General features: G+C 41.0%; 18 protein-coding genes and 1 tRNA gene. 10 read left to right on the forward strand and 9 right to left on the reverse strand.

What is annotated here, in order from left to right:
- Positions 1-12 precede the first annotated feature (12 nt).
- From HXT53_RS01955 to HXT53_RS01965, 3 genes are all read right to left on the reverse strand, one after another.
- Complete coding sequence (locus HXT53_RS01955; RefSeq protein ID WP_004574993.1) at positions 13-657, reverse strand: DUF4125 family protein; 645 nt, start codon at positions 655-657, stop codon at positions 13-15.
- On the reverse strand, positions 657-2753 hold the full coding sequence (locus tag HXT53_RS01960; protein ID WP_101891866.1) for a DUF4037 domain-containing protein: 2097 nt from the start codon (positions 2751-2753) through the stop codon (positions 657-659). The genes HXT53_RS01955 and HXT53_RS01960 overlap by 1 nt, the downstream gene beginning before the upstream one ends.
- Before the next feature lie 113 nt (positions 2754-2866).
- Positions 2867-2940: transfer RNA gene (locus HXT53_RS01965), tRNA-Pro, on the reverse strand.
- A 448-nt stretch (positions 2941-3388) separates the two neighbouring features.
- On the opposite strand from HXT53_RS01965, the gene lysS reads away from it, so the two are divergent.
- Both lysS and HXT53_RS01975 read left to right on the forward strand, forming a co-directional pair.
- Entirely contained in the window at positions 3389-5062 is a 1674-nt protein-coding gene (gene lysS / locus HXT53_RS01970; protein WP_174142752.1) for a lysine--tRNA ligase, read from the forward strand.
- 128 nt (positions 5063-5190) lie between these two features.
- Complete coding sequence (locus tag HXT53_RS01975) at positions 5191-5931, forward strand: phosphoglyceromutase (protein ID WP_004112459.1); 741 nt, start codon at positions 5191-5193, stop codon at positions 5929-5931.
- A gap of 145 nt (positions 5932-6076) precedes the next feature.
- Here the strand turns inward: HXT53_RS01975 and phoU are convergent, their stop codons facing one another.
- Complete coding sequence (gene phoU, locus HXT53_RS01980; RefSeq protein WP_174142753.1) at positions 6077-6757, reverse strand: phosphate signaling complex protein PhoU; 681 nt, start codon at positions 6755-6757, stop codon at positions 6077-6079.
- A gap of 167 nt (positions 6758-6924) precedes the next feature.
- Here phoU and HXT53_RS01985 point away from each other — a divergent pair, with 167 nt between their 5' ends.
- Positions 6925-8352: a sensor histidine kinase gene (locus HXT53_RS01985; RefSeq protein ID WP_174142754.1), complete on the forward strand. Its 1428-nt coding sequence runs from the start codon at positions 6925-6927 to the stop codon at positions 8350-8352.
- A gap of 23 nt (positions 8353-8375) precedes the next feature.
- Here HXT53_RS01985 and HXT53_RS01990 read toward each other — a convergent pair whose 3' ends face one another.
- Complete coding sequence (locus HXT53_RS01990; RefSeq protein ID WP_013399512.1) at positions 8376-8642, reverse strand: hypothetical protein; 267 nt, start codon at positions 8640-8642, stop codon at positions 8376-8378.
- Positions 8643-8828: 186 nt separating this feature from the next.
- Here HXT53_RS01990 and HXT53_RS01995 point away from each other — a divergent pair, with 186 nt between their 5' ends.
- The 3 genes from HXT53_RS01995 to HXT53_RS02005 all read left to right on the forward strand — a co-directional run bounded on the left by HXT53_RS01995 (position 8829) and on the right by HXT53_RS02005 (position 12005).
- Positions 8829-9833 (forward strand): CHAP domain-containing protein, encoded by a 1005-nt coding sequence (locus tag HXT53_RS01995; protein WP_004115584.1) that lies wholly within the window; start codon positions 8829-8831, stop codon positions 9831-9833.
- 161 nt (positions 9834-9994) lie between these two features.
- Positions 9995-10750 carry a C40 family peptidase gene (locus HXT53_RS02000; RefSeq protein ID WP_041160651.1) on the forward strand — a complete coding sequence of 252 codons (756 nt, stop codon included), beginning with the start codon at positions 9995-9997 and terminating at the stop codon, positions 10748-10750.
- A 211-nt stretch (positions 10751-10961) separates the two neighbouring features.
- On the forward strand, positions 10962-12005 hold the full coding sequence (locus HXT53_RS02005) for a universal stress protein (RefSeq protein WP_004115580.1): 1044 nt from the start codon (positions 10962-10964) through the stop codon (positions 12003-12005).
- Between the two features lie 133 nt (positions 12006-12138).
- Here the strand turns inward: HXT53_RS02005 and HXT53_RS02010 are convergent, their stop codons facing one another.
- Positions 12139-13377 (reverse strand): glycosyltransferase, encoded by a 1239-nt coding sequence (locus tag HXT53_RS02010; RefSeq protein ID WP_421780521.1) that lies wholly within the window; start codon positions 13375-13377, stop codon positions 12139-12141.
- 91 nt (positions 13378-13468) lie between these two features.
- Positions 13469-13888, reverse strand: coding sequence for an OsmC family protein (locus tag HXT53_RS02015; protein WP_004116790.1), 420 nt, complete (start codon positions 13886-13888; stop codon positions 13469-13471).
- A 194-nt stretch (positions 13889-14082) separates the two neighbouring features.
- On the opposite strand from HXT53_RS02015, the gene HXT53_RS02020 reads away from it, so the two are divergent.
- From HXT53_RS02020 to HXT53_RS02030, 3 genes are read left to right on the forward strand one after another with little or no spacing between them, the layout of a single operon-like run.
- The gene (locus HXT53_RS02020) at positions 14083-14955 is read left to right on the forward strand and encodes a thymidylate synthase (protein WP_004574972.1); all 873 of its coding nucleotides are present in this window, start codon (positions 14083-14085) and stop codon (positions 14953-14955) included.
- 48 nt (positions 14956-15003) lie between these two features.
- On the forward strand, positions 15004-15636 hold the full coding sequence (locus HXT53_RS02025; RefSeq protein WP_004115573.1) for a dihydrofolate reductase: 633 nt from the start codon (positions 15004-15006) through the stop codon (positions 15634-15636).
- An 8-nt stretch (positions 15637-15644) separates the two neighbouring features.
- A complete protein-coding gene (locus tag HXT53_RS02030) occupies positions 15645-16190 on the forward strand; it encodes a low molecular weight protein-tyrosine-phosphatase (RefSeq protein ID WP_004112487.1) in 546 nt (181 codons plus the stop codon).
- A 107-nt stretch (positions 16191-16297) separates the two neighbouring features.
- Here the strand turns inward: HXT53_RS02030 and HXT53_RS02035 are convergent, their stop codons facing one another.
- On the reverse strand, positions 16298-17083 hold the full coding sequence (locus HXT53_RS02035; protein ID WP_004112489.1) for a DUF4191 domain-containing protein: 786 nt from the start codon (positions 17081-17083) through the stop codon (positions 16298-16300).
- Between the two features lie 127 nt (positions 17084-17210).
- Positions 17211-17777 (reverse strand): DUF3043 domain-containing protein, encoded by a 567-nt coding sequence (locus HXT53_RS02040; protein ID WP_373271523.1) that lies wholly within the window; start codon positions 17775-17777, stop codon positions 17211-17213.
- 206 nt (positions 17778-17983) lie between these two features.
- Between HXT53_RS02040 and HXT53_RS02045 the strand changes: the two genes are divergently transcribed.
- Positions 17984-19351, forward strand: coding sequence for a dipeptidase (locus HXT53_RS02045; protein WP_004574952.1), 1368 nt, complete (start codon positions 17984-17986; stop codon positions 19349-19351).
- Positions 19352-19487 lie beyond the last annotated feature (136 nt).

Here is a 19487-nt window from a genome sequence, read left to right on the forward strand (position 1 = left end):
GCTATAGTCGCATCAACATTTGTCGGCTGCTTCGAGTGAATCGTAGCCATACATGCGCACAGTATTTGTAATAATCATTTGCGTTAGATTTATATTTTTCGCTGTTAAATCTTCTATAAAAGACTTATATTTAGCAAAAGTTTCGGCGGAATACGTGCTTAATTCTCCTCGTAAATACGTTTCAAAAGATGTATTTTCTTCTGTATCTTCGCTTGTTTTTAGAACGCGCATTGCAAGACCTAAATGAGGGTATCGATCGCGAAAATCATCCGCCCATCTAACTTGCGTAAAAATAATCTTCTCCTGCTCGCTTTTTCTAGGCTCTAAAATCGGCTTAATATAAGGCTTAATTGTGCGCTCAAAAATTTCTGGCGCAGTAGACTCCATCATTCGTGCATATTTTTCTGTTATCAAATTTCTGCCATTGCTATCAGCGCGCTCAAGATCTTTCTTATAAGACTCTTGCAAATCCAGAGGCCAAGTTAAAAATTGACTCATGCGCATAATGCGGAACGTTTGCCAATCTTCCTGGCAATTCGCGCGTCCGCCTTCGTTTTGCGTAAGCTGGAATTGCTGCCATTCTAGTTTTGTAATTTCTTCTGCAAGATTTTGCGTTTTTGGATTTTGCGTTTTTGGATTTGATAATGAATCGCACATCATAAGCTCCTTAAGCACGTTGCGCGCGAATTAATATGCGCTTCAACATACGGGCGTTGCCATTCTAAAAACGTTTCATTGCAATCGCTCAAACCTTGATATTTAAGCTCTTGCACTACTTCGTTGCACACGTTTTGAATAATCTCGTTTATTTTAGATTCAGCTTCGCTGCTGCCTTTTGTGCCTTCGCCAAATCCGATTCCGCCAAAGCACGCCGCACTACTTAGTCGCATAAGCGATTCAAGTTGATTTGCTACGCCAAAAAGCCTAGACGCCATTCGCTCGCTTAGCTTGCGAAGTGCTGCAAATTGCCACTTATAATATGGCAAATATCCTGCACTTATTGGGTTATTTAGCAAAAATACGATTGAAGCGGTTGCGCGCACAAACTCGTTTATAGAAAGCCACGCTGCAGCTCCGTCTTTTCGCGCTAGCATTCGTTGAACATTGTATTGACCTGCTTGAGCCATCATGCCAAGCCTTCTAGAGATTAGCGAGATTCGCACATCGTCTGGCATAAGCTTAAAACTTTGACGCGCTTTGCTAAATTCTCCAAGTGGGTCTGCAAAAATTTGGCCGTTCGTAGCTGCAGCAAGCGTTGGCTCGCTTAACGAAAGCCATAAATGCGGCTCGTTTTTACTTGGAGCAGTAGCAAATCCCGTTATGTTTTCAAAAAACTTAGCTATGGTAAATACTCCGACTCTCTTGCTTTCTTCGCATGATTTAGCGCGTGGAGTTTCTTCGCGAGAGCCAAAACCAGCGTATTCTTGCGGAAGAGAATCGTAAGCTGCTTGCAAATCATCGCCAATTTTCGCATAGTCTTCATCCGTAAGCCATAAGCAGAATCCTGGGCCAAAATCGTGATCGCGCGAAATCTCGTCGTCAAATCCGTAGCATTCCGATCCGTGACCTACTAATCCTGCAGCTATGCGGTTTTTATAGTCTTTAAATTGTTCAAGTTCAAGCAGTGGTTTTCCGTAAGTTTGCCAATATGATTTTGCAAGTTGCATGCCGTTTTTGATTTTTGGATTATATTCTGTTTTTACAGTTTTGATTGATTTTATGGTTTTATTTGATTGTATAGTTTTATTTGACTCTGGCTTTGGCTCATCGCTTGCTTGCGACTTTTCCGAATTGCATTGAATTGTATTCGCTGCGCTTGTTGTCGTAACGTTTTCTGCCAACTTGCGCGTTTGCTGCAAATTTTCTGCCGTTATAGCGTATGACTCGCTATCTTTTCCGTAACATTGTGCTATTAAATCTAGAGCTTCGCTGTATGCTTTTACAGCGTCGGAATACTCTTTTCGTGCGTATTGAACTTGAGCATATCCAGCTAAAGCAGATGTGTAATGTGGTTGATTTTGGTTATTTCCTGCAATGTACATGCGAATACTAGTTGAAGCGTGTTCAAAAGCAGAGTTAAGGATAGTGGATTTGCTGTTTGTGCTTTCGCTAGGCTGCGAACACTCTTGCAAAATCGCAAGCGCAAGATTTGTGTGAGTTGCTGCTATATCTATGTCTGTTGAAGGATCGATACTCGATTTTTGCAATATTTCAAGCGCAATATTAAGTTCATTAATTGCTTCGCTCATGTTGCCTGTTTCGCTGTAAAGCATTGAAAGATTGTTGTGAAGGGCAGCGAGTTTTCTATCGTTTGGTTTTAGTGTTTTCGATGATTCTTTAATAGCTTGAGAATATATTTCTGCTGCGCGCTCATAGCTGCCCGCGGCTCGTAGGCTAGTAGCAGCGTTAATCAAAGTGGTTGTGCCAGCTTCGCTGCCTACTAAATCCATCTTTTTTGCCAAATCTAGCGCATTGTCAATGATTGGCTTGTTTTTTGCGTATTCTCCTCTAGACCTATAAAATCCCATCAACTCGTTTAACACAGATAGTTGCAATGCTTGAGCGTTTGATTCTTGTGATTTATCGTATGCGCAATTTGCTTTTTCTTTAGATTCTTTATTTTGTGTTTCTTTGAGTGCTTCTTCTTGCGATTGGTTTAGCGCATTTAGCAGGTATTTTTCGATTTCTTGCGCGCTTGTGTGGCTTGCAAACATATTGTCTAATTCTTTATAAAATTGCGAAACGCTTAACATTTAAGCCACCTTGCTTCTTGCGATTAAATTCCGTTTTGCTCACTACTCAATCATAGCGAATTATTTGTTTATACGAGTGTTGTAATATGCGCGATTGTGCAAAAAATCAAAAGTCGGGCTGGTGGGATTTGAACCCGCGGCCTCTTCGTCCCGAACGAAGCGCGCTACCAAACTGCGCTACAGCCCGATGTCGATTGTGCGAACTCAATAGAGATTGCACATCGTGAATCCATCTTATGAATACATGACGCAGCTACATGTTGTAATTGCGCATGCAACACTCCGACAACGTGGTTATAATAGCGTGAACTTGCTACAAATTAACAGTGTGTGTCGTTGTCAAATAAATTCTTTTAAAATTTTATTAAAAATTCACTTGTATTCTTTTGCAGCTGCATGGTCTCCGCAATATTTGCAAAATGATGTAACTTTTCGTAAATAATTTTGTATATCTTAATAAAATAATAAAAAGTTTTACTGTAAATGTATTTTTCTTTCGAAAACAGAAAAATATAAATATTTCTATAAAAATGTATATTTGTTGCAAAAATGATTAGCGCAATCGATCTAGTAACACAATAAAATGCATTTGCGACTCGCTTACCTGTATTCCCTAGTAGCTACAATTGGCGTTTATGACTGACACGAATACTGCAATGTCTGCCGCACAAAACGCCGCAGAAAATGACGTAACAGATAACGCCAATGAAATTGACACCGTTGAGCATGCTGAGATGCTGCTCGCTCAAGATGAGGCTATTGCTAAGCGCGTAAATGATGGTGCTACTCTTGACGAAGCAATTGATCCAAGCAATAAAGAGTTTGGTCCGCTTGCGCACCCAGAGCAGGTGCAGATGCGTGTTGCTAAGCGTGCGATGATGCTTAAGGAGGGTGTGCAGCCATACCCAGTGCATCTTAATGTTACGGATACTATCGAAAAGGTTCGTGCTGATTTTGATGGCAAGCTTGAAGCTGGCGAAGAAACTGATACCGAGGTTGGTATTGCAGGTCGCGTGCTTTTCTTGCGTAATGCTGGTGGCTTGTGCTTCGTTAAGCTTGCTGCTGGTGACGGCACTACGATTCAGGCGATGGTTTCCAAGAAGGAAATTGGCGAAGAATCTATTAAGAGCTTCAAGCAGATGGTTGATTTGGGCGACCATTTGTATGTTCGCGGTCGCGTTATTTCTTCTAAAACTGGCGAGCTTTCCGTATTCGCAACTGAGTGGGCAATTGCAGCTAAGGCTTTGCAGCCACTTCCGGCTTTGCATAAGGAATTAAGCGACGATACTCGTACGCGCAAGCCTTATATTGGCATGATTGCGGACGAGAAGATTCGCGATATGGTTCGCAGTCGTTCTCATGCTGTAGCTTCTCTTCGCCGCACTTTCGACAGCCACGACTTCTTGGAAGTTGAAACACCAATGTTGCAAACGGTTCACGGCGGCGCTGCTGCTCGTCCGTTTACAACTCATATGAACGCGTTCGACATTGATCTTTATTTGCGTATTGCGCCAGAGCTTTTCTTGAAGCGCTGCTTGGTTGGTGGCATTGATCGCGTGTTTGAAATCAACCGTGATTTTAGAAACGAAGGCGTAGATGCAACTCACGCTCCAGAGTTTACAATGCTCGAAGCTTACCAAGCTTATGGCACTTACGATACGATTGGAGCTCTTACTAAAGAGCTGATTCAAAAGGCTGCTGTCGACGCTTTTGGCTCCACTAAGGTGACTTTGCTTAACGGCGAAGAGTACGATTTTGGCGGCGAGTGGAAGCAGATTACCATGTACGGCTCGCTTTCTGAGGCTTTGGGTGAGGAGATTACGCCAGAAACTTCTGTTGAGCATTTGGGTGCGATTGCAGACAAGCTTGGCGTTGAGCGCGACGAAGTGGAGAATCACGGCAAGTTGGTTGAGCACTTGTGGGAGCACTTCTATGAGGATAAGCTTTATGAGCCAACGTTTGTGCGCGACTTCCCAGTGGAAACCAGCCCGCTTGTTAAGGGTCACCGTACTAAGCCAGGAATGGTTGAAAAATGGGATTTGTATGTGCGTGGCTTTGAGCTTGCAACCGGCTACTCCGAGCTTAACGATCCTGTTGTGCAGCGCGAGCGCTTTGTGGCTCAAGCTAAGGATGCTTTGGCTGGAGATGTTGAGGCAATGGATATTGACGAGGACTTCATTGAGGCTCTTGGCGTCGGTATGCCTCCTGCTGGCGGCATGGGAATGGGTATTGACCGCTTGCTGATTGCGCTTACGGGCGCAACCATTCGCGAGACGATTACGTTCCCACTCGTAAAGCCTCTTCGCTAACTGATAGATTTAGTAGATTGTAAAGCCGTTGTATGTTGTTTAAACATTCATCGGCTTTTTCTATTAAATTTTTCGTGTTTGCTTACTTTTATGTAAGTAGTCGTACGAAACGAATAGACTAGGTAATTATGACATATAAATTAGTATTGCTCCGACATGGTCAGAGCGCATGGAATAAGACCAATCAGTTCACCGGTTGGGTTGATGTACCGCTCACTGAGCAGGGTGTCGAGGAAGCTAAGCATGGTGGCGAGCTTCTTAAGGAGAAGAATGTTCTTCCAGACATCGTGTTCACTTCTTTGCTTCGTCGTGCTATCAATACCGCGAATTACGCGCTTGATGCAGCCGACCGCTTGTGGATTCCAGTTCGCCGTAGCTGGCGTTTAAACGAGCGTCATTATGGTGCTTTGCAAGGTAAGAACAAGTCTGAGATTCGTCAGGAATATGGCGATGAGAAGTTCATGATTTGGCGTCGTTCTTACGCAACTCCACCTCCTGAGATTGATCCAAACGATGAGTATTCTCAGACGAATGATCCTCGTTACGCAGGTGATCCAGTTCCAGAAACTGAAGCTTTGGCGAACGTTGTGACTCGCGTAACTCCTTACTGGGAGTCCGATATTATTCCAGAGCTTAAGTCTGGCAAGACTGTGATGATTGCAGCTCACGGCAATAGCTTGCGCGCAATTGTTAAGATGCTCGACAACTTGAGCGAGGAAGAGATTTCCAAGGTGAATATTCCAACCGCTATTCCTCTTCTTTACGAGTTGGACGAGAACTTTAAGCCAATCAAGCCTCGCGGCGAGTATTTGGATCCAGAAGCTGCTGCTGCTGGTGCTGCCGCCGTGGCTGCTCAGGGTCAGAAGTGAGTTTGATTAGCTTAAGTTAGCTTAATTATCTTAAATTAACTTAAATAAAAAGTAGGTTTGCAAAATTAATTGCAAACCTACTTTTGTTTTACAAGCTACTTTTTAGATTTCTATTCAAAAATCGTGTTCTATGCCACAACCGTATTTATGCCACAACCGTGTCTTTATCTGGTTCTGGCTTCTTAGTTGGGTCAAATCCCGAAACAATAAATACAACTTGCCTTGCTGCAGCAACTGAATGATCGCCGATTCTCTCCATGAATCTGCTTAGAAGTACTAAGTCAATCAATTGTTTTCTAGTGCCATTCCAATCTTCGCCTTCTACAAGCGCAAAAATGTGTTCGTGCAACTTATCCATTACATCGTCGCCGTGAATAATTGCATCTGCTACATTAACGTCTCTATTTGAAAGCATGTCTGTTAATTGACCTGCAAGAACATGCAAAAAGTCAACCATTTTTTCAACAGTTTCTTTTGCTTGACTTGGTATTGCGCAATCAGGCCAATTTCTTCTTGCGATTTGCGCAACGTGACTTGTTAAATCTCCCATGCGCTCAAAAGTCGCAGCCAAACGCATGGTTGCTACTACTTCTCGCAAATCTGTTGCTACAGGATTTTGTCTAGCTAGCAATGTTAAGCATTGATCTATAACGCTATCTTCTAGTGAATCTAGTTGAGTGTCATTGTCTATAATTGCTTGTGCAGATTCTAAATCAGCATTTAATAAAGCATTTCCAGCATCGTTCATGGCTTTTGCAACAAGCTCTGCCATGCGTTCAATGTTTAATGCAACTGCCTTCATCTCTTCGTTGAAAATCACTCGCATGGTGCGTCCTTTCTTGCGTTCAATCGCGCTCAATTGCGTTTGGAGCATATTCGCGTTTGTTTAGATTGCCCTAATCAAGTATAGACTACTGTGCGCACGTGCGTTAAATGTATTAGTCGCTGTATTAGTTGCTTAAATGTGAGCGCGTTAGAGTATTCTTTAAGAGTATGCTTCAAGATTCGCCATATTCGCCTTTAATGGTGTTTGTTGTTTTTGCTTTGATTGCGCTTTGTGTTGCAATCGTAATTGTTATGTTTGTTGTTGATTCGCTTTTTCCAATATTTCGTAGTGTTTTTAGACCGTTTTTTAGTTCTGTTGTAAATCCTATAGCAGGTGGTTTGCGTAGGATTTTTCGTAGTAGCTTTAAGAAGATCTTAAAAATTTTAGGTAAACGTAATTTTGGTGATGATGAAGATGATGAAGATTCAGTTGATAATAATTCAGATGATATAAGTTCAGATGCGTGTGCGATTTTATCCATGCTGTCTGCTGCGACTATTGTTATCGATGCTGATAATGATGTTTTACGAGCTAGTTCTGATAGTTATACGCTTGGTGTTGTTGTTGATGATTCTATTGTTCAACCGCGAGTTCTGGATTCTGTAAATCGTGTGCGCGAGTCTGGCGGTTTTGAGAGTTTTGATTTAGTTACTTTTACTCCTGAGCGGTATATAACTATTGGTGAAGATTCTGATTTTAATAGTAATTTTTCTGGTGACAGTGCTGTGTTATTAAAATCAGCTACGGTTGCTGGCGACTTTTCCTCGAATAAAACTGATAAATCGTCTGATGCTTCTACAGTTTCTAGACCTAATTGGCTTAATGTTACTGTTGGAAGTGTTGGAGCAGGCAAGGTTGTTGTTATTTTAAATGATACGAGTGCTGCGCATCGTTTTGAGCAGACTAGAGATGATTTTATAAGTAATGTTTCTCAACAACTTATTAGCTCTACTCGAATGATTTCTAGTCTTATAGAACTTTTGCAGGATAATAATGTTACTCTTAATCGTGTTAAGGAAGTGTCTTTAAAAGCTCAGAGGTCTTCTAAACGCTTGGAACATATGTTGGAAGATCTTCTGCTTCTTATGAGTGCTCAGAAGCCTATAGATGTGTCTAAGGCGAGTGCTGTGAACGTCTTGAGTGTGTTAAAAGATGTTCAGAATCAGGTTTCATATCTTGCTTTGAGCCGAAATGTGCGTCTTTGCGTTAAGTCTGATTCTTCGCTTAGTGTTTTAGGCAGTTTTTCACAAATCAGCGCTGCCGTGCGTAAACTTGTTGAGAATGCTATTATCTATTCTTCAGCAAATAACAGTGTGGCGATTTCAGCGTTAAAGTCTGATGACTCTCAGTTTGCAGTGATTCGTGTTGTTGATTGTGGCTCTGGTATTGCGTTGCGTGATCAGCCTCGTATTTTCGAGCGTTTTTATCGTTCGGATAACCAGAATGACGGCAGTCAGGATGGTGTTGGTTTAGGTCTTGCTATTGCTAAGCACGTGGCTCTTACTCATCACGGTAGCATTACATTGTGGAGTAGACCAGGGAAAGGTACTACGGTTAATTTTGCGATTCCGCTTTCAAGATCGGATGCAAAATAGTTCGCTTAATCGTATTAAGCGTTTTACTTTCCTAGTCTTCTATAATCCCAACGGTCAAAGTGTTCCCAGATTAAAAGCAAAATACCTATTACGAATCCGCTAAGGCAAACTATAGCAAAAAACCATAGTAGAAAGTGCAAGATTGCGAGCACAACAGTGATTATTGATGCTATAAGCCATAGAACTGTTCCAACCATAAATGCTTTGCACAGGTCTACGCGCAATGGCTTTGGTGCCTCTTTGCGCGCATCTGGGTTAATAATCGGTGCTAGCTTCATATGATTAACCATACATCTAGTGATGTCTAATATCAATTTTTGGTTATATTTTTTGATGATATACGTTTATGATATACGTTTAAATTTTACTATTTTCTTTTTCGACACTATTTTTATCACATCCGCACCACGTTGTAATCTTGAGCTTTGTAGGTGCCGTTTTGACGTGATACTTTAACAATTCGGGAGTGGTTTTTTATGAGACATGGTGCACATGGTGCTAAGAAAGCAAAGGGGCGTTTCGTTTCGCCTTTTATGCTTTTTTCCTCTTCTCATATTTCCAGTGCTACTTCTGAGCGTTCTACCGAAGCGGTTTGTGCGAATAATGGTGCAGTTGTGGGCTTGAGCGAATCTGTGGCTCAGAGTTTGCAAATGTCTTCTGCTCCTCGTACTCGTCGCGAGATTCGTTTAGCTCGCGAATCTAGAGAACGTAAGAATTGTATTATTGTTTCTACGTCTTTAGTAGCTATAGTTGGTGCCGCATTGACGTCTATGGCTTTGAGTAAGACTGATAGTTTGGGTTCTTTTGCTTCAAAGCAATATGCTTCTGAGATTAATTTTTCCAATGATTCTAATGATCAAGCTGCTTCTCGTTCTAGTCAGCGTGAAAAGTTAGATCGTGCTGATAAATATTTGAAGTTCAGCAGTGCTGTTGCTGGTCTCGAAGCTGATTTAAACGCTTTCTCTACTAGATCGTCTCATGAGTCTAAGTGGGATTTAGGTTCTAATTCAGATTTTAAAGTTTCTGAAATGTCTAAGTCTTCTGCGAATAATCCGCAGGTTGCTATTTTAATGGATTCAGACGTTAATTCTTTGCCTGCTGGATTTAATCCAAATCATAGTTCTGGTGATTCTGGGAATGCATATGAGTTTAGCCAGTGCACTTGGTGGGTTTATATTCGTAGGCATCAGCTTGGTCTTCCTGTTGGTTCCAATATGGGAGACGGCTGGATGTGGGCTTTGACTGCTCGAAAACTTGGATATTGGGTAGATCGTACGCCTCGTCACGTTGGCGATATTATGGTGTTTGGTCGCGGTCAGGCTGGCGTTAATCGTACTTATGGTCATGTTGCTGTTGTTGAAAAAATTAATCCTGATGGTTCTATTGAAACATCTGAGTCTAGTGCGGAGCTTCACGGTAGGACCTTCTCTAGGGTTGTAAATCCGAATGAAACTTCGGCTTTTGAATTTATCCATTACTAGATTATTTGGAATTTTAATATTTTGACATTTTAATATTGATATCTGTTACTACGTTTTGCGGTTTTCTAGTCTATTTTGGCTGTTATGCGTGTAGGTGTGCATTGTTGTGCTGTAAATAGTGCGTGCAAATTTTGTTTGTGGTCTTAGTTTGTAGTATTAACATGCTAACATCGCTAATGATGATTAAGCGAGATAAGATTTTTTCTTCTGTATTTGCAGGTTTTGTATCTGCAGCGCTGGTTGCTGCTATGATCCCGCTTGCTTGTGCTTCCGCTTCTGCTGAAGAATCAGCAGTTACATCTACACGTTCTTTCCCTAAGATTACTGATGTTAAGCGTGATTTGTTTACAGAATCCACTTCTACCGATGTTGATGCTAATTCTCATTGGGGCAGTATTGAGTCTTTGGATGTTCCGCAGACTAAGAGTGCTGCTGAACTTGCACTTGAACAGGCTCGCCAGCAACAACAGGCACAGAATAATTCTGCTGATGGCTTCGACGCTACTGCAAGTCGTTCTAGAGCGCGTAATGGCGTTGGACCTATGACGTACTTTGTTGCTCCTCCAGATAATCAGTCTGTTTCGGCGATGCTTAATTTTGCGGCTCAGTTTTTAGGTAAAGTGCCTTATCGTTCTGGTGGTACAAGTCCTGCTGGCTGGGATTGCTCTGGTTTTGTGCAGTACGTTTTTGCCAATATGGGTATTTCTTTACCTAGAACTTCTGGAGCTCAGGCCACTGTAGGTACGGCTGTTCCGAGTTTAGCTCAGGCCCAGCCTGGTGACATAATTGCCAATGGTGCTCATGCATCTATTTATGTTGGTAATGGAATGGTTATTAATTCTCAGTACGCTGGAACTCAGTATGATCCTATTAGATACGTTTTTTCGGGATCTTATTCTATTCGTAGAATCTTCTGACAATTTGATTTTGAGTGGTATTCATGATTTTATGGATACCACTTTTAGTTTTGTTAGTAGTTTTGATACGTTTTTAGGTTATTTTTAATTAATTTTGCCATTAATCCTTAGGTTTGTTGTGTCGCGATAGACGCGACTACCTTAAACGCGCTATTCTAGTATTTAAAGTATTTAAGAAAATAAAAAATCGCGCGATGCTAGGAGGATCTAGATGGCACAAGGTGTTATTACACAAGAAAAAGCTGTTCTTGTAGGTGTTGATGGTTCTCATGCGAGCTATAAGGCTGTATGGTGGGCATCTAATTATGCTAAGCATGCTGGATTACAGCTTCAAATAGTTTGTGCATATTCTTTACCTAGTTATGCAGCTGTATCTTTTGATGCGACTTATACTGCGATTGGTGATGATAATGTTGCTCATCAAGACGCTCAGGAAATTCTTTCTAAAGCAAAAGCTGTAGCTTTAGAACAGGGTGTGGATGCAACAACGTTAATCGTTACTGGCGATCCTTCTTCTGTGTTTGTAGAGCTTTCTAGGAACTATCAGCTTATTGTTATTGGTAACCGAGGTAAAGGTGGATTGGCTGAGCGTTTGCTTGGCACGACAAGTTCTTCGCTTCCAGCCTACGCTTATTGCCCAATTGTTGTTGTTCCATATACAGATGATGATGGTCAACGAATCCACTTGAATAATAAGATTTCTAAGATTGCTGTTGGCTCCGACGAGTCTAAGTGGGGATTAAAAGCTCTTGAGATTGCTGCAGATTTGGCTGATAGTTGGAACGCACAATTAGATGTGATTTCTGCTGTTCCTAGCGTTCAGGGTGCAGAAGGTGACACTGCTGTTATGGGATCTTATATGGAAGATCTTGATGAGAGAGTAAAGCCTATTTTGCAGCGTTTGCCAAATCTAAAGATTCATCGTTCTGTAGTTCCAGGCTCTGCTGTAAACGCTTTGACTCAAGCGAGCTTAAACAATGATTTGGTTGTTGTGGGTTCACGAGGACGTGGTGGTTTTACAGGATTGCTTCTTGGTTCTATTAGCCAAGGTTTGTTGCAGCATTCTTCTAGACCGGTGTATGTGGTTCCACGTAAGTATGTGGAGTTAAGCGCTGCTCAAGTAGCACAGCAGTCTAAGGTAAGTAATGATACTAGTGCTATTGATTCTATAAGTGGCGTTCATACAGTTGATGTTCCAAAAGCTGGTGTGGAAGCTGCTAAAGAAATCGAGCAAACTATTGATCCGCTTCACTAGTAGTTTGTAGTAGAGAAGTAGCTTGTAGTAGAAAATAGCGTCCAAAGCACTAAAACAGTGTTTTGGACGCTATTTTGTTGCAAAGCTAGCCCAGGCATGTACTATGTGCTTTTTATTTGTTTAAGTTTGATTTTTACTTGTTTTTAAGTAAAAAGCGTGCGCGTCTTGCTTCGCGAGCAGCGCGTTTTTTAGCAAGTTCGTTATTGTTCATTTCAATAGCAAGTTTATAAATTTTAATTAGCTCTTGAGCTTGCTTTTTAAAGTCATTGTTCTTTGAGTATTCGAGAACATTTGCTTTTAGTTGTGCTTGCTCTTCTTCACTCATGTTAAGAACGTGACTAAACACTTGCTTAAAGTCTTCTTTAGAATCCCACTGATAACCATTTTTGCCACTAATAATCTGATTCTCATTAGGGATATCGTGCTTTACGAGAGCAAATAATCCAGATGCCATGGCTTCAAGCATAGAAAGTGAATGCATTTCCGATAGGGAAGCGGTAGTGTAGTAGTCCATAGCGTGCAAATACTTAGGGATCTGCGTGTGTTCAATAGGGCCAAGTAGGTAGATTCTATCTTCAAATCCTTTGTTAGCTACTTTCTCACGCAAGTCTTCTAAATCAGGTCCTCCGCCAATAACAACGAGTCTAGCTAATTCGCGTGGAAAATCGCAATACATAAAGTTGTCAATAAGCTCAGAGATATTCTTTTCTGCTCCGATTCTTCCAACAAAAACGAAGAGTTTCGTGGAATCAGCAATACCGTATTTTTTACGGAATTCTTTTCTAAAAGCAATTCGCTCTGGTGTAGGCAAGAACTTTTTATATTCAACTGCATTGCTAAGAACAACAACTTTTTTATCGACTTTTTGACGATCAATATAAGCTTGAGCCTTAGCGGACATACTAGTAATAATTGTTGCATTTTTAGAAAATCGCGTAAAATATTTTGCTGAAATATTCCTAGAAAACTCTGTAAAATGCTTTAGACCAATATAAAACAGGAACTTATCGTATTCTGTATGAAGAGTATAAATAACAGGAACATGTTCTTTTTTAGCAACTTCTAGACCTATTTCACCAATACCAAACTCATTTTGTATATGAATAACATCTGGTTTAAAGTTGATAGGGAATTTTTTGCGCATGTTTCCAATCGGAATTGCAACTCTATACTTGTATAGCTTTTTAAGAAGTATTCCTGGAACGTATACAACTCCGTCTACAAGCTTAGTTTTTCGCTGTTTTTCGGATCCAACCGTAACAACAAGAACCTCGTGTCCAAGTTCCTCGTACATTTTTTTAAGCATGTATGATTGCGTTGCTACGCCATTTATGTATGGTGGATATGTTTCTGTAAAAATCGCGATTTTCAAAGTTTCCTCCAGTTACATAAATAGCTCTAACAACGTTAAAAGTGTAGCATTGTGTAAGTTATTGCGCCACAAATTGTGATTTTTAGCGTTTTTAGTGTCTTACATTTACTGTTACACGCACTTGCGCACCGCGTTCAAGAGTGTGCTTAACTGTGCAACCCTTGTTGATATGTCTTTCCATGCGTTCTTTTAGTTCTTTTGCATTTTCATCGTTTAAAGCAGGTTTTGCGCTTGTAGCATCAACTGTTACATCCTCTTGGAATCTTAAGTAAGTTCCTTCTTCTGGATCATAAGTTCCATTTACAAGAACTCGAGCGCCTTTTCCTTCTCCGAGCGCATGTTCAACAGCGTATTGGCTGCTTAAAGCTGTGCAACCAGCTAGAGCTATTTGCATTAGTTCCACAGGTGAAAATTGTCCTTCTCCTTTACCAAATTTTAGTGTTGCACCATCATCACTTTGTGCTTGCCAAGACCCGTCTTCTAAACGTTCAACCCATATTCTTCTAGTCATTTTTGCTCCTTTGCATTTTTATACATTAACACATTGTGATTATGTTTGTGCTTATGTCTATTTGTTTTTAACTTTTATTTTTTAAGACAAACCTATTATAACTAGCATGCTTTGATTTCAGTTTGATTCTTGTTCTTATATTTCTTATATTTACTTTTGGTGGTGTTGAATTTAGCTAATGATAAAATAATCTCATGGCTTTAACTCAAGAAGAACTTGCGGATATCCGCTCTCGCGTACCACAGAAACCTACTTCCGATATTCCTACACCTTATGAGGATTTGGTTAGAAAAATACTTATGGAAGGTACTTTAAAATCGGATCGCACTGGTACAGGAACAATATCTCTTTTTGGTCAACAAATTCGATTTGACTTAAGCAAGAGTTTTCCGCTTATAACCACAAAAACAGTGTTCTTTAAGGGACTTGCATATGAGCTTCTTTGGTTCCTTAAAGGTTCTAGTAATGTGCGCTGGTTGCAAGAAAACGGTGTGCATATTTGGGATGAGTGGGCAGATGAAAATGGCGATTTAGGTCCTGTTTACGGCGTTCAGTGGCGTAGTTGGCCAGCGCCTACGCAAGAAAATCCTAATCGAACAATCGACCAGATTGCAAACGTTATGGAGCTTATTAAAAATCATCCAGATTCTCGTCGAATGATTGTCAGTGCTTGGAATCCTGCAGAAGTAGAGAATATGGCTTTGCCGCCTTGTCACTCGCTTTTCCAGTTCTATGTTGCTGACGGCAAGCTTTCTTGCCAGCTTTACCAGCGTTCTTGCGATATGTTCCTTGGCGTGCCATTCAACATTGCTTCTTACTCGCTTTTAACAATGATGATGGCTCAGCAAGCAGGATTGGAACCAGGAGAGTTCGTGTGGACAGGTGGCGATTGCCATATTTACGATAATCACGTAGAGCAAGTGCTTGAGCAGCTTTCGCGTGAGCCGTACCCGTATCCGCAGCTTGAGATTCGTAAAGCTGATTCAATTTTTAGCTACGACTATAGTGATTTTAAGGTTGTTGATTATAAGCATCATCCTACGATTAAAGCTCCTGTAGCTGTGTGATCTTATTTATTAGTTGCTTATTAGTTTGAGTTTTTGACTAGGAGTTTTATGGCAAACGATATTCCTGTGCGTTTAATTTGGGGGCAAGCATACGATTTGGAAGGCCGCGTAGGCGCAATGGGTGTAAATGGTGGTATGCCATGGAGACTTTCCACAGATTTGCGCTATTTTAAAGCCATGACAATTTCTTGCCCAGTAATAATGGGTAGGGGAACTTGGGATTCTATGCCAGAAAAGTTCCGTCCTCTTCCTGGGCGAGAAAATATCGTTGTTTCTAGGAATCCAGATTTTAATTCAGATGGTGCAAAAAGTTTTACAAGCATTGAAGAAGCAATATGTTACGCAAAAAAATGGATTGAAGATAATCCTATTGAGCATGTAGATTCTTCAGATTTGCCTAAAGATGGTAGCGCAGTTTGGATTATTGGTGGCGGAGCAATTTTTAGAGAAGTGATTGAGTCGCAAATTGTTGACGCTGCCTATGTAACTCAAATTGACACTAGAGTAGAAGCTGATACGTTTGCTCCTAACATTCAGAAACTTGTAGATGATGGATTGTGGAAAGTTGCACGTGATTGTGATTGGCAGGAATCGACTATAAAAGTTGGCGCAAATCAATTCAATACAAAATATAAGTTTATGGTTTATGAGCCAGTTAAATCTAAAAATAAGCTAGATTAAGGATATGTATGGAATCTTTAAACAAAATTCACGTAGATGCTAAGCATCCGTATGTTGTTATGACGGTTTGTACAGGGAATATTTGCAGATCGCCAATGGCAGAAATTGTTTTGCGTAACGAGTTTAAGCTTAGAGGATTAAGTGATGTTGTTGCTGTAAAATCATGTGGCGTAAGTGACGAAGAATACGGAAATCCGATTGATAGACGTGCGCAAAGAGAGCTTAAAAGTAGGGGTTATTCTTTGCCGTTAAGCCATTTTGCGCATAGGATTGAGCGAGATGAAATAGAAGAGACGAATCTTTTTCTTCCAATGACTGCTTCGCATATGCAATCTTTGCTCAGGATTATTCCGCCACAAAAGCGTAGTCTTGTTCACATGTATAGGTCTTTTGATCCGTCTTTAGAAAAGCCACAAGTTGGTCGCGAAGCTGTTTTGGATTTGGCGGACCCATGGTACGGAGGTCCTAAAGAGTTTGAGATTGCAATGGATCAAGTGGAGGAGTGTGCTCCTTACATTGTGGATTGGGTAGAGTCGCAGATAACGCGCGAATAATAATTGCGTAAAGTCATATAAAGTCGCTTAAAATATATTAAAACCAGACGAACCAATTGGAACGTCTGGTTTATTTTTATGCCTTTTATTTAAATAAAACCTACGATTTATTTTCCTCTTAAAGCTCTGCGACTTACTCGAGGAGCATGAGTTGGGTCAATTCCTTTTGGAATACCGAACCCAGATTTGCCCTGTAGCGTACGCAAACGATCATTCAAAATTGCAAGCTCAGTTTTAGTGAGGAAGAAGCGACGATTAGGGTGAATCATCTTAAACAAAGCAAACTTGTGATTTGTAGGCATTAAAGTTTTAGATTTTAAAACCTTACTTCTTAGATCCCTAAGTTTAACTTGATTTTCACCATTACCGACGCAAATGCGGTAAACAGGAATATTAGATCCTGCTGTAACACTTTTAATCGCGTGCTCTTGGCGATTCATAGCTTGGCTTAAACGCTCATAGTTACCTTCGCCAACAAGGAAGATTCCGTTAAAACCAGTTCCTCTCCAAATAGCATCTTTTGTGCGAGGATCAACCCACACAGGTTGTTGAGGGAAAGTAAATCCGCCTTTGTTAATAGCAGATACAATGCCAGCCGCAGCTCCAGGCTTTCCTTCTAGTCTTGCATAGCCAACCTTATCTGCGCGTTTAGTGAGAACAACAGTAAACAGTAAAAGACCCAGCATAAGTGCTGTTATTACCATCATAATCCAAGTCAAAATGGACCATCTAAGAATAACACCAGCTACAATGCACAGCACAACAGGAGCTACAAAAGCTAAGCCAAGCCAAAGTGGAAGCTGCTTATCGTCTGTATGCGTGTACTTGTAGATACGCATAATTTGTGAAATCATGCCTGGCTTCTTAATGCCTTTTGGTTTATCGTTTGCCATTTGCGTTTATCCCCTAATACATAATATTAGCGTTTTATTGCTTTGTATTTTGTTGCTTTATTGCTTAGTAATCATACCCTAAACACGCTTATGCTATAAATCATAGCTTTGTTAGTATACTAGCGATTTATTTAGGCCAATTACCGCGCTTTGGTGTACTTGGCTTTGGGAGTCTCCATCTGCGCATTTGTATTGCTCGACTGCAAGCATACATAGCAGATCTAGAGCTTTTGCCAACAGAAACTTCGCCGTATCGCTTAACAAGCTCTTTACGAAGCTTGCGCCACATTATTATAACGTCAATAATTGCAGCAAAAAGATATGCGTAAAGAACAATCGCAAGAGCAAAATATAGAGCAATATACTTAGTGGATAAGAAGTTTTGAGTTAAGAATATGCAGAGCATAATAACGATTGCAAACGGCACAAAAAATTCGCCAATATTGAAACGCGCATCTACATAATCTCTAATATAAACTCTCCATGGAAGCTGCTCTGACTTTGGCATATGAGCTAAGTCTCCATTTTTCATCGCATCGTATTGAGCATTTTCTTTTTCGCGCAATCTGGCTCGCGCAGCCTTTGCGCTTGCTTTTCTATCCGTTGGAACTAACGGTCTAAGATTCTGCGCTGTAGCTTCGCTTTGCTTCGGCGTTGGAGCGTTTTTTGTGCGAGTCTTTGCCTTATCTTCTATTTTATTTTCACTATTTTCATTAGTCGCTGATTGATTGCCATTTTGTGCACCATTATCAGCAGATTTTTTTACGAATGGATTCCATGTCATGTTTGCAGATTACCCAACAGACTAGACGCGTTATGAGCAATTTCGTTGGTTATGAATAGTCTGATAGTAGTAATTCAACTAATGTTTTTACTAATCTACTGTTTTTTGGAGGACTTATGGCTAGTTTAGAGGTTGCTGATGTGCGTTCGCGCGTGCAAAACGCTTGGGAAGACGTTATTAGCGTATTAAATAAGAAGATCTCTTTAGGAGCTGTTTCTGCTAAAGGCATTACTGGAGATCATATGCGTGCTTCGGCTGAGTATGTGGCTGAAGTTTTGCGCGAAGTGGGTGTAGATGCTCGCGTTGAGCAGTCTCAGAATCCGGATGGTACTCCTGGAGCTTTTGAAGTAGTTGGATCTCGTATTGTGGATCCTAGCGCTCCAACTGTTTTGCTTTACGCTCATCACGATGTTCAGCCTGTTCCAGATGCAAGCGAATGGAATACTGATCCTTTCAAAGGAACTGAAGTAGATGGTCGCTTGTATGGCCGCGGTAGTGCTGATGATGGCGGCGGAATTGCAATTCACTACGGTGCTTTGCGCGCTTTAAGCGAAGATTTAGGCGTAAATATTAAGGTATTTATTGAAGGTGAAGAGGAAATGGGCTCTCCAAGTTTCATTCCATTCATCGAAGCTCATAAAGATGAGTTTGAATCAGACGTTATTATTGTTGCCGACTCTGGAAATTGGTCTGCGGATGTTCCAAGTCTTACGACTAGTTTGCGCGGAAACACTACTGTAGACGTTAAAGTGAAAGTTCTTGGACATCAGGTTCATTCTGGACAGTTTGGCGGACCAATTTTAGACGCATACACGCTTGCTTCAATGCTTATTGCTTCTCTTTATAACAAGGAAGGTGATTTGGCCGTTCCTGGAATTGAATCGCAAGAGCCTGTTGGCGGTTTGCAACGTGATTTGGATGAGGCTCAAGTTCGCGCAGATTCTTCAGTAGTGGATTCTTACAAGCTTGCTGGTACTGGTTCCCTTGCTGCTCGTATGTGGACTAAGCCTAGCTTGACTGTTATTGGTATGGATGCTCATCCAGTAGAGGAAAGCTTTAATGTGATTGCTCACGAAACGCGTTTGCGACTTTCGCTTAGAACTGCGCCTTGCCAGCGTCCAGAAGAAGCGCAAAAAGCTTTGAGCGACTTTTTGGCCGCAAACGCCCCATTCGGTGCGCAAGTTACTGTAGAGCCAGTTGACAATGGTATGGGTTGGGCTATGGATCCTGATGCTGTAGCAACTAAGGACGCTTTAGCTTCTATGAAGGATGCTTTTGGCGTGGATCCTATTAACAAGGGCGAAGGTGGTTCGATTCCATTTATTCCAGAATTGCAACGAATTTTCCCTAAAGCTCAGGTTTTGGTGACTGGACCTGAAGATCCAAAGTCTAATGCGCATAGTCCTAACGAGTCGATTTCTCTTTCTGGCTTGAAATCGAATATCGTAACTGAAGCTTTGCTTTTAGATCGTCTAACTAAGTAAACTTAACAACTCGTATACAATCGCTATATAAAATTTTAGCGTTTGTATACGAGTCTACGCAATGACGTAAAATCTTCACACGACACGGGTGCTTTGCATTAATTTGTAAAGCTGAGAGAAACCGCTTGAACGTGAA

Source organism: Gardnerella sp. KA00390 (assembly GCF_049244075.1).
In the GTDB taxonomy this organism is placed as follows: domain Bacteria; phylum Actinomycetota; class Actinomycetes; order Actinomycetales; family Bifidobacteriaceae; genus Bifidobacterium; species Bifidobacterium vaginale.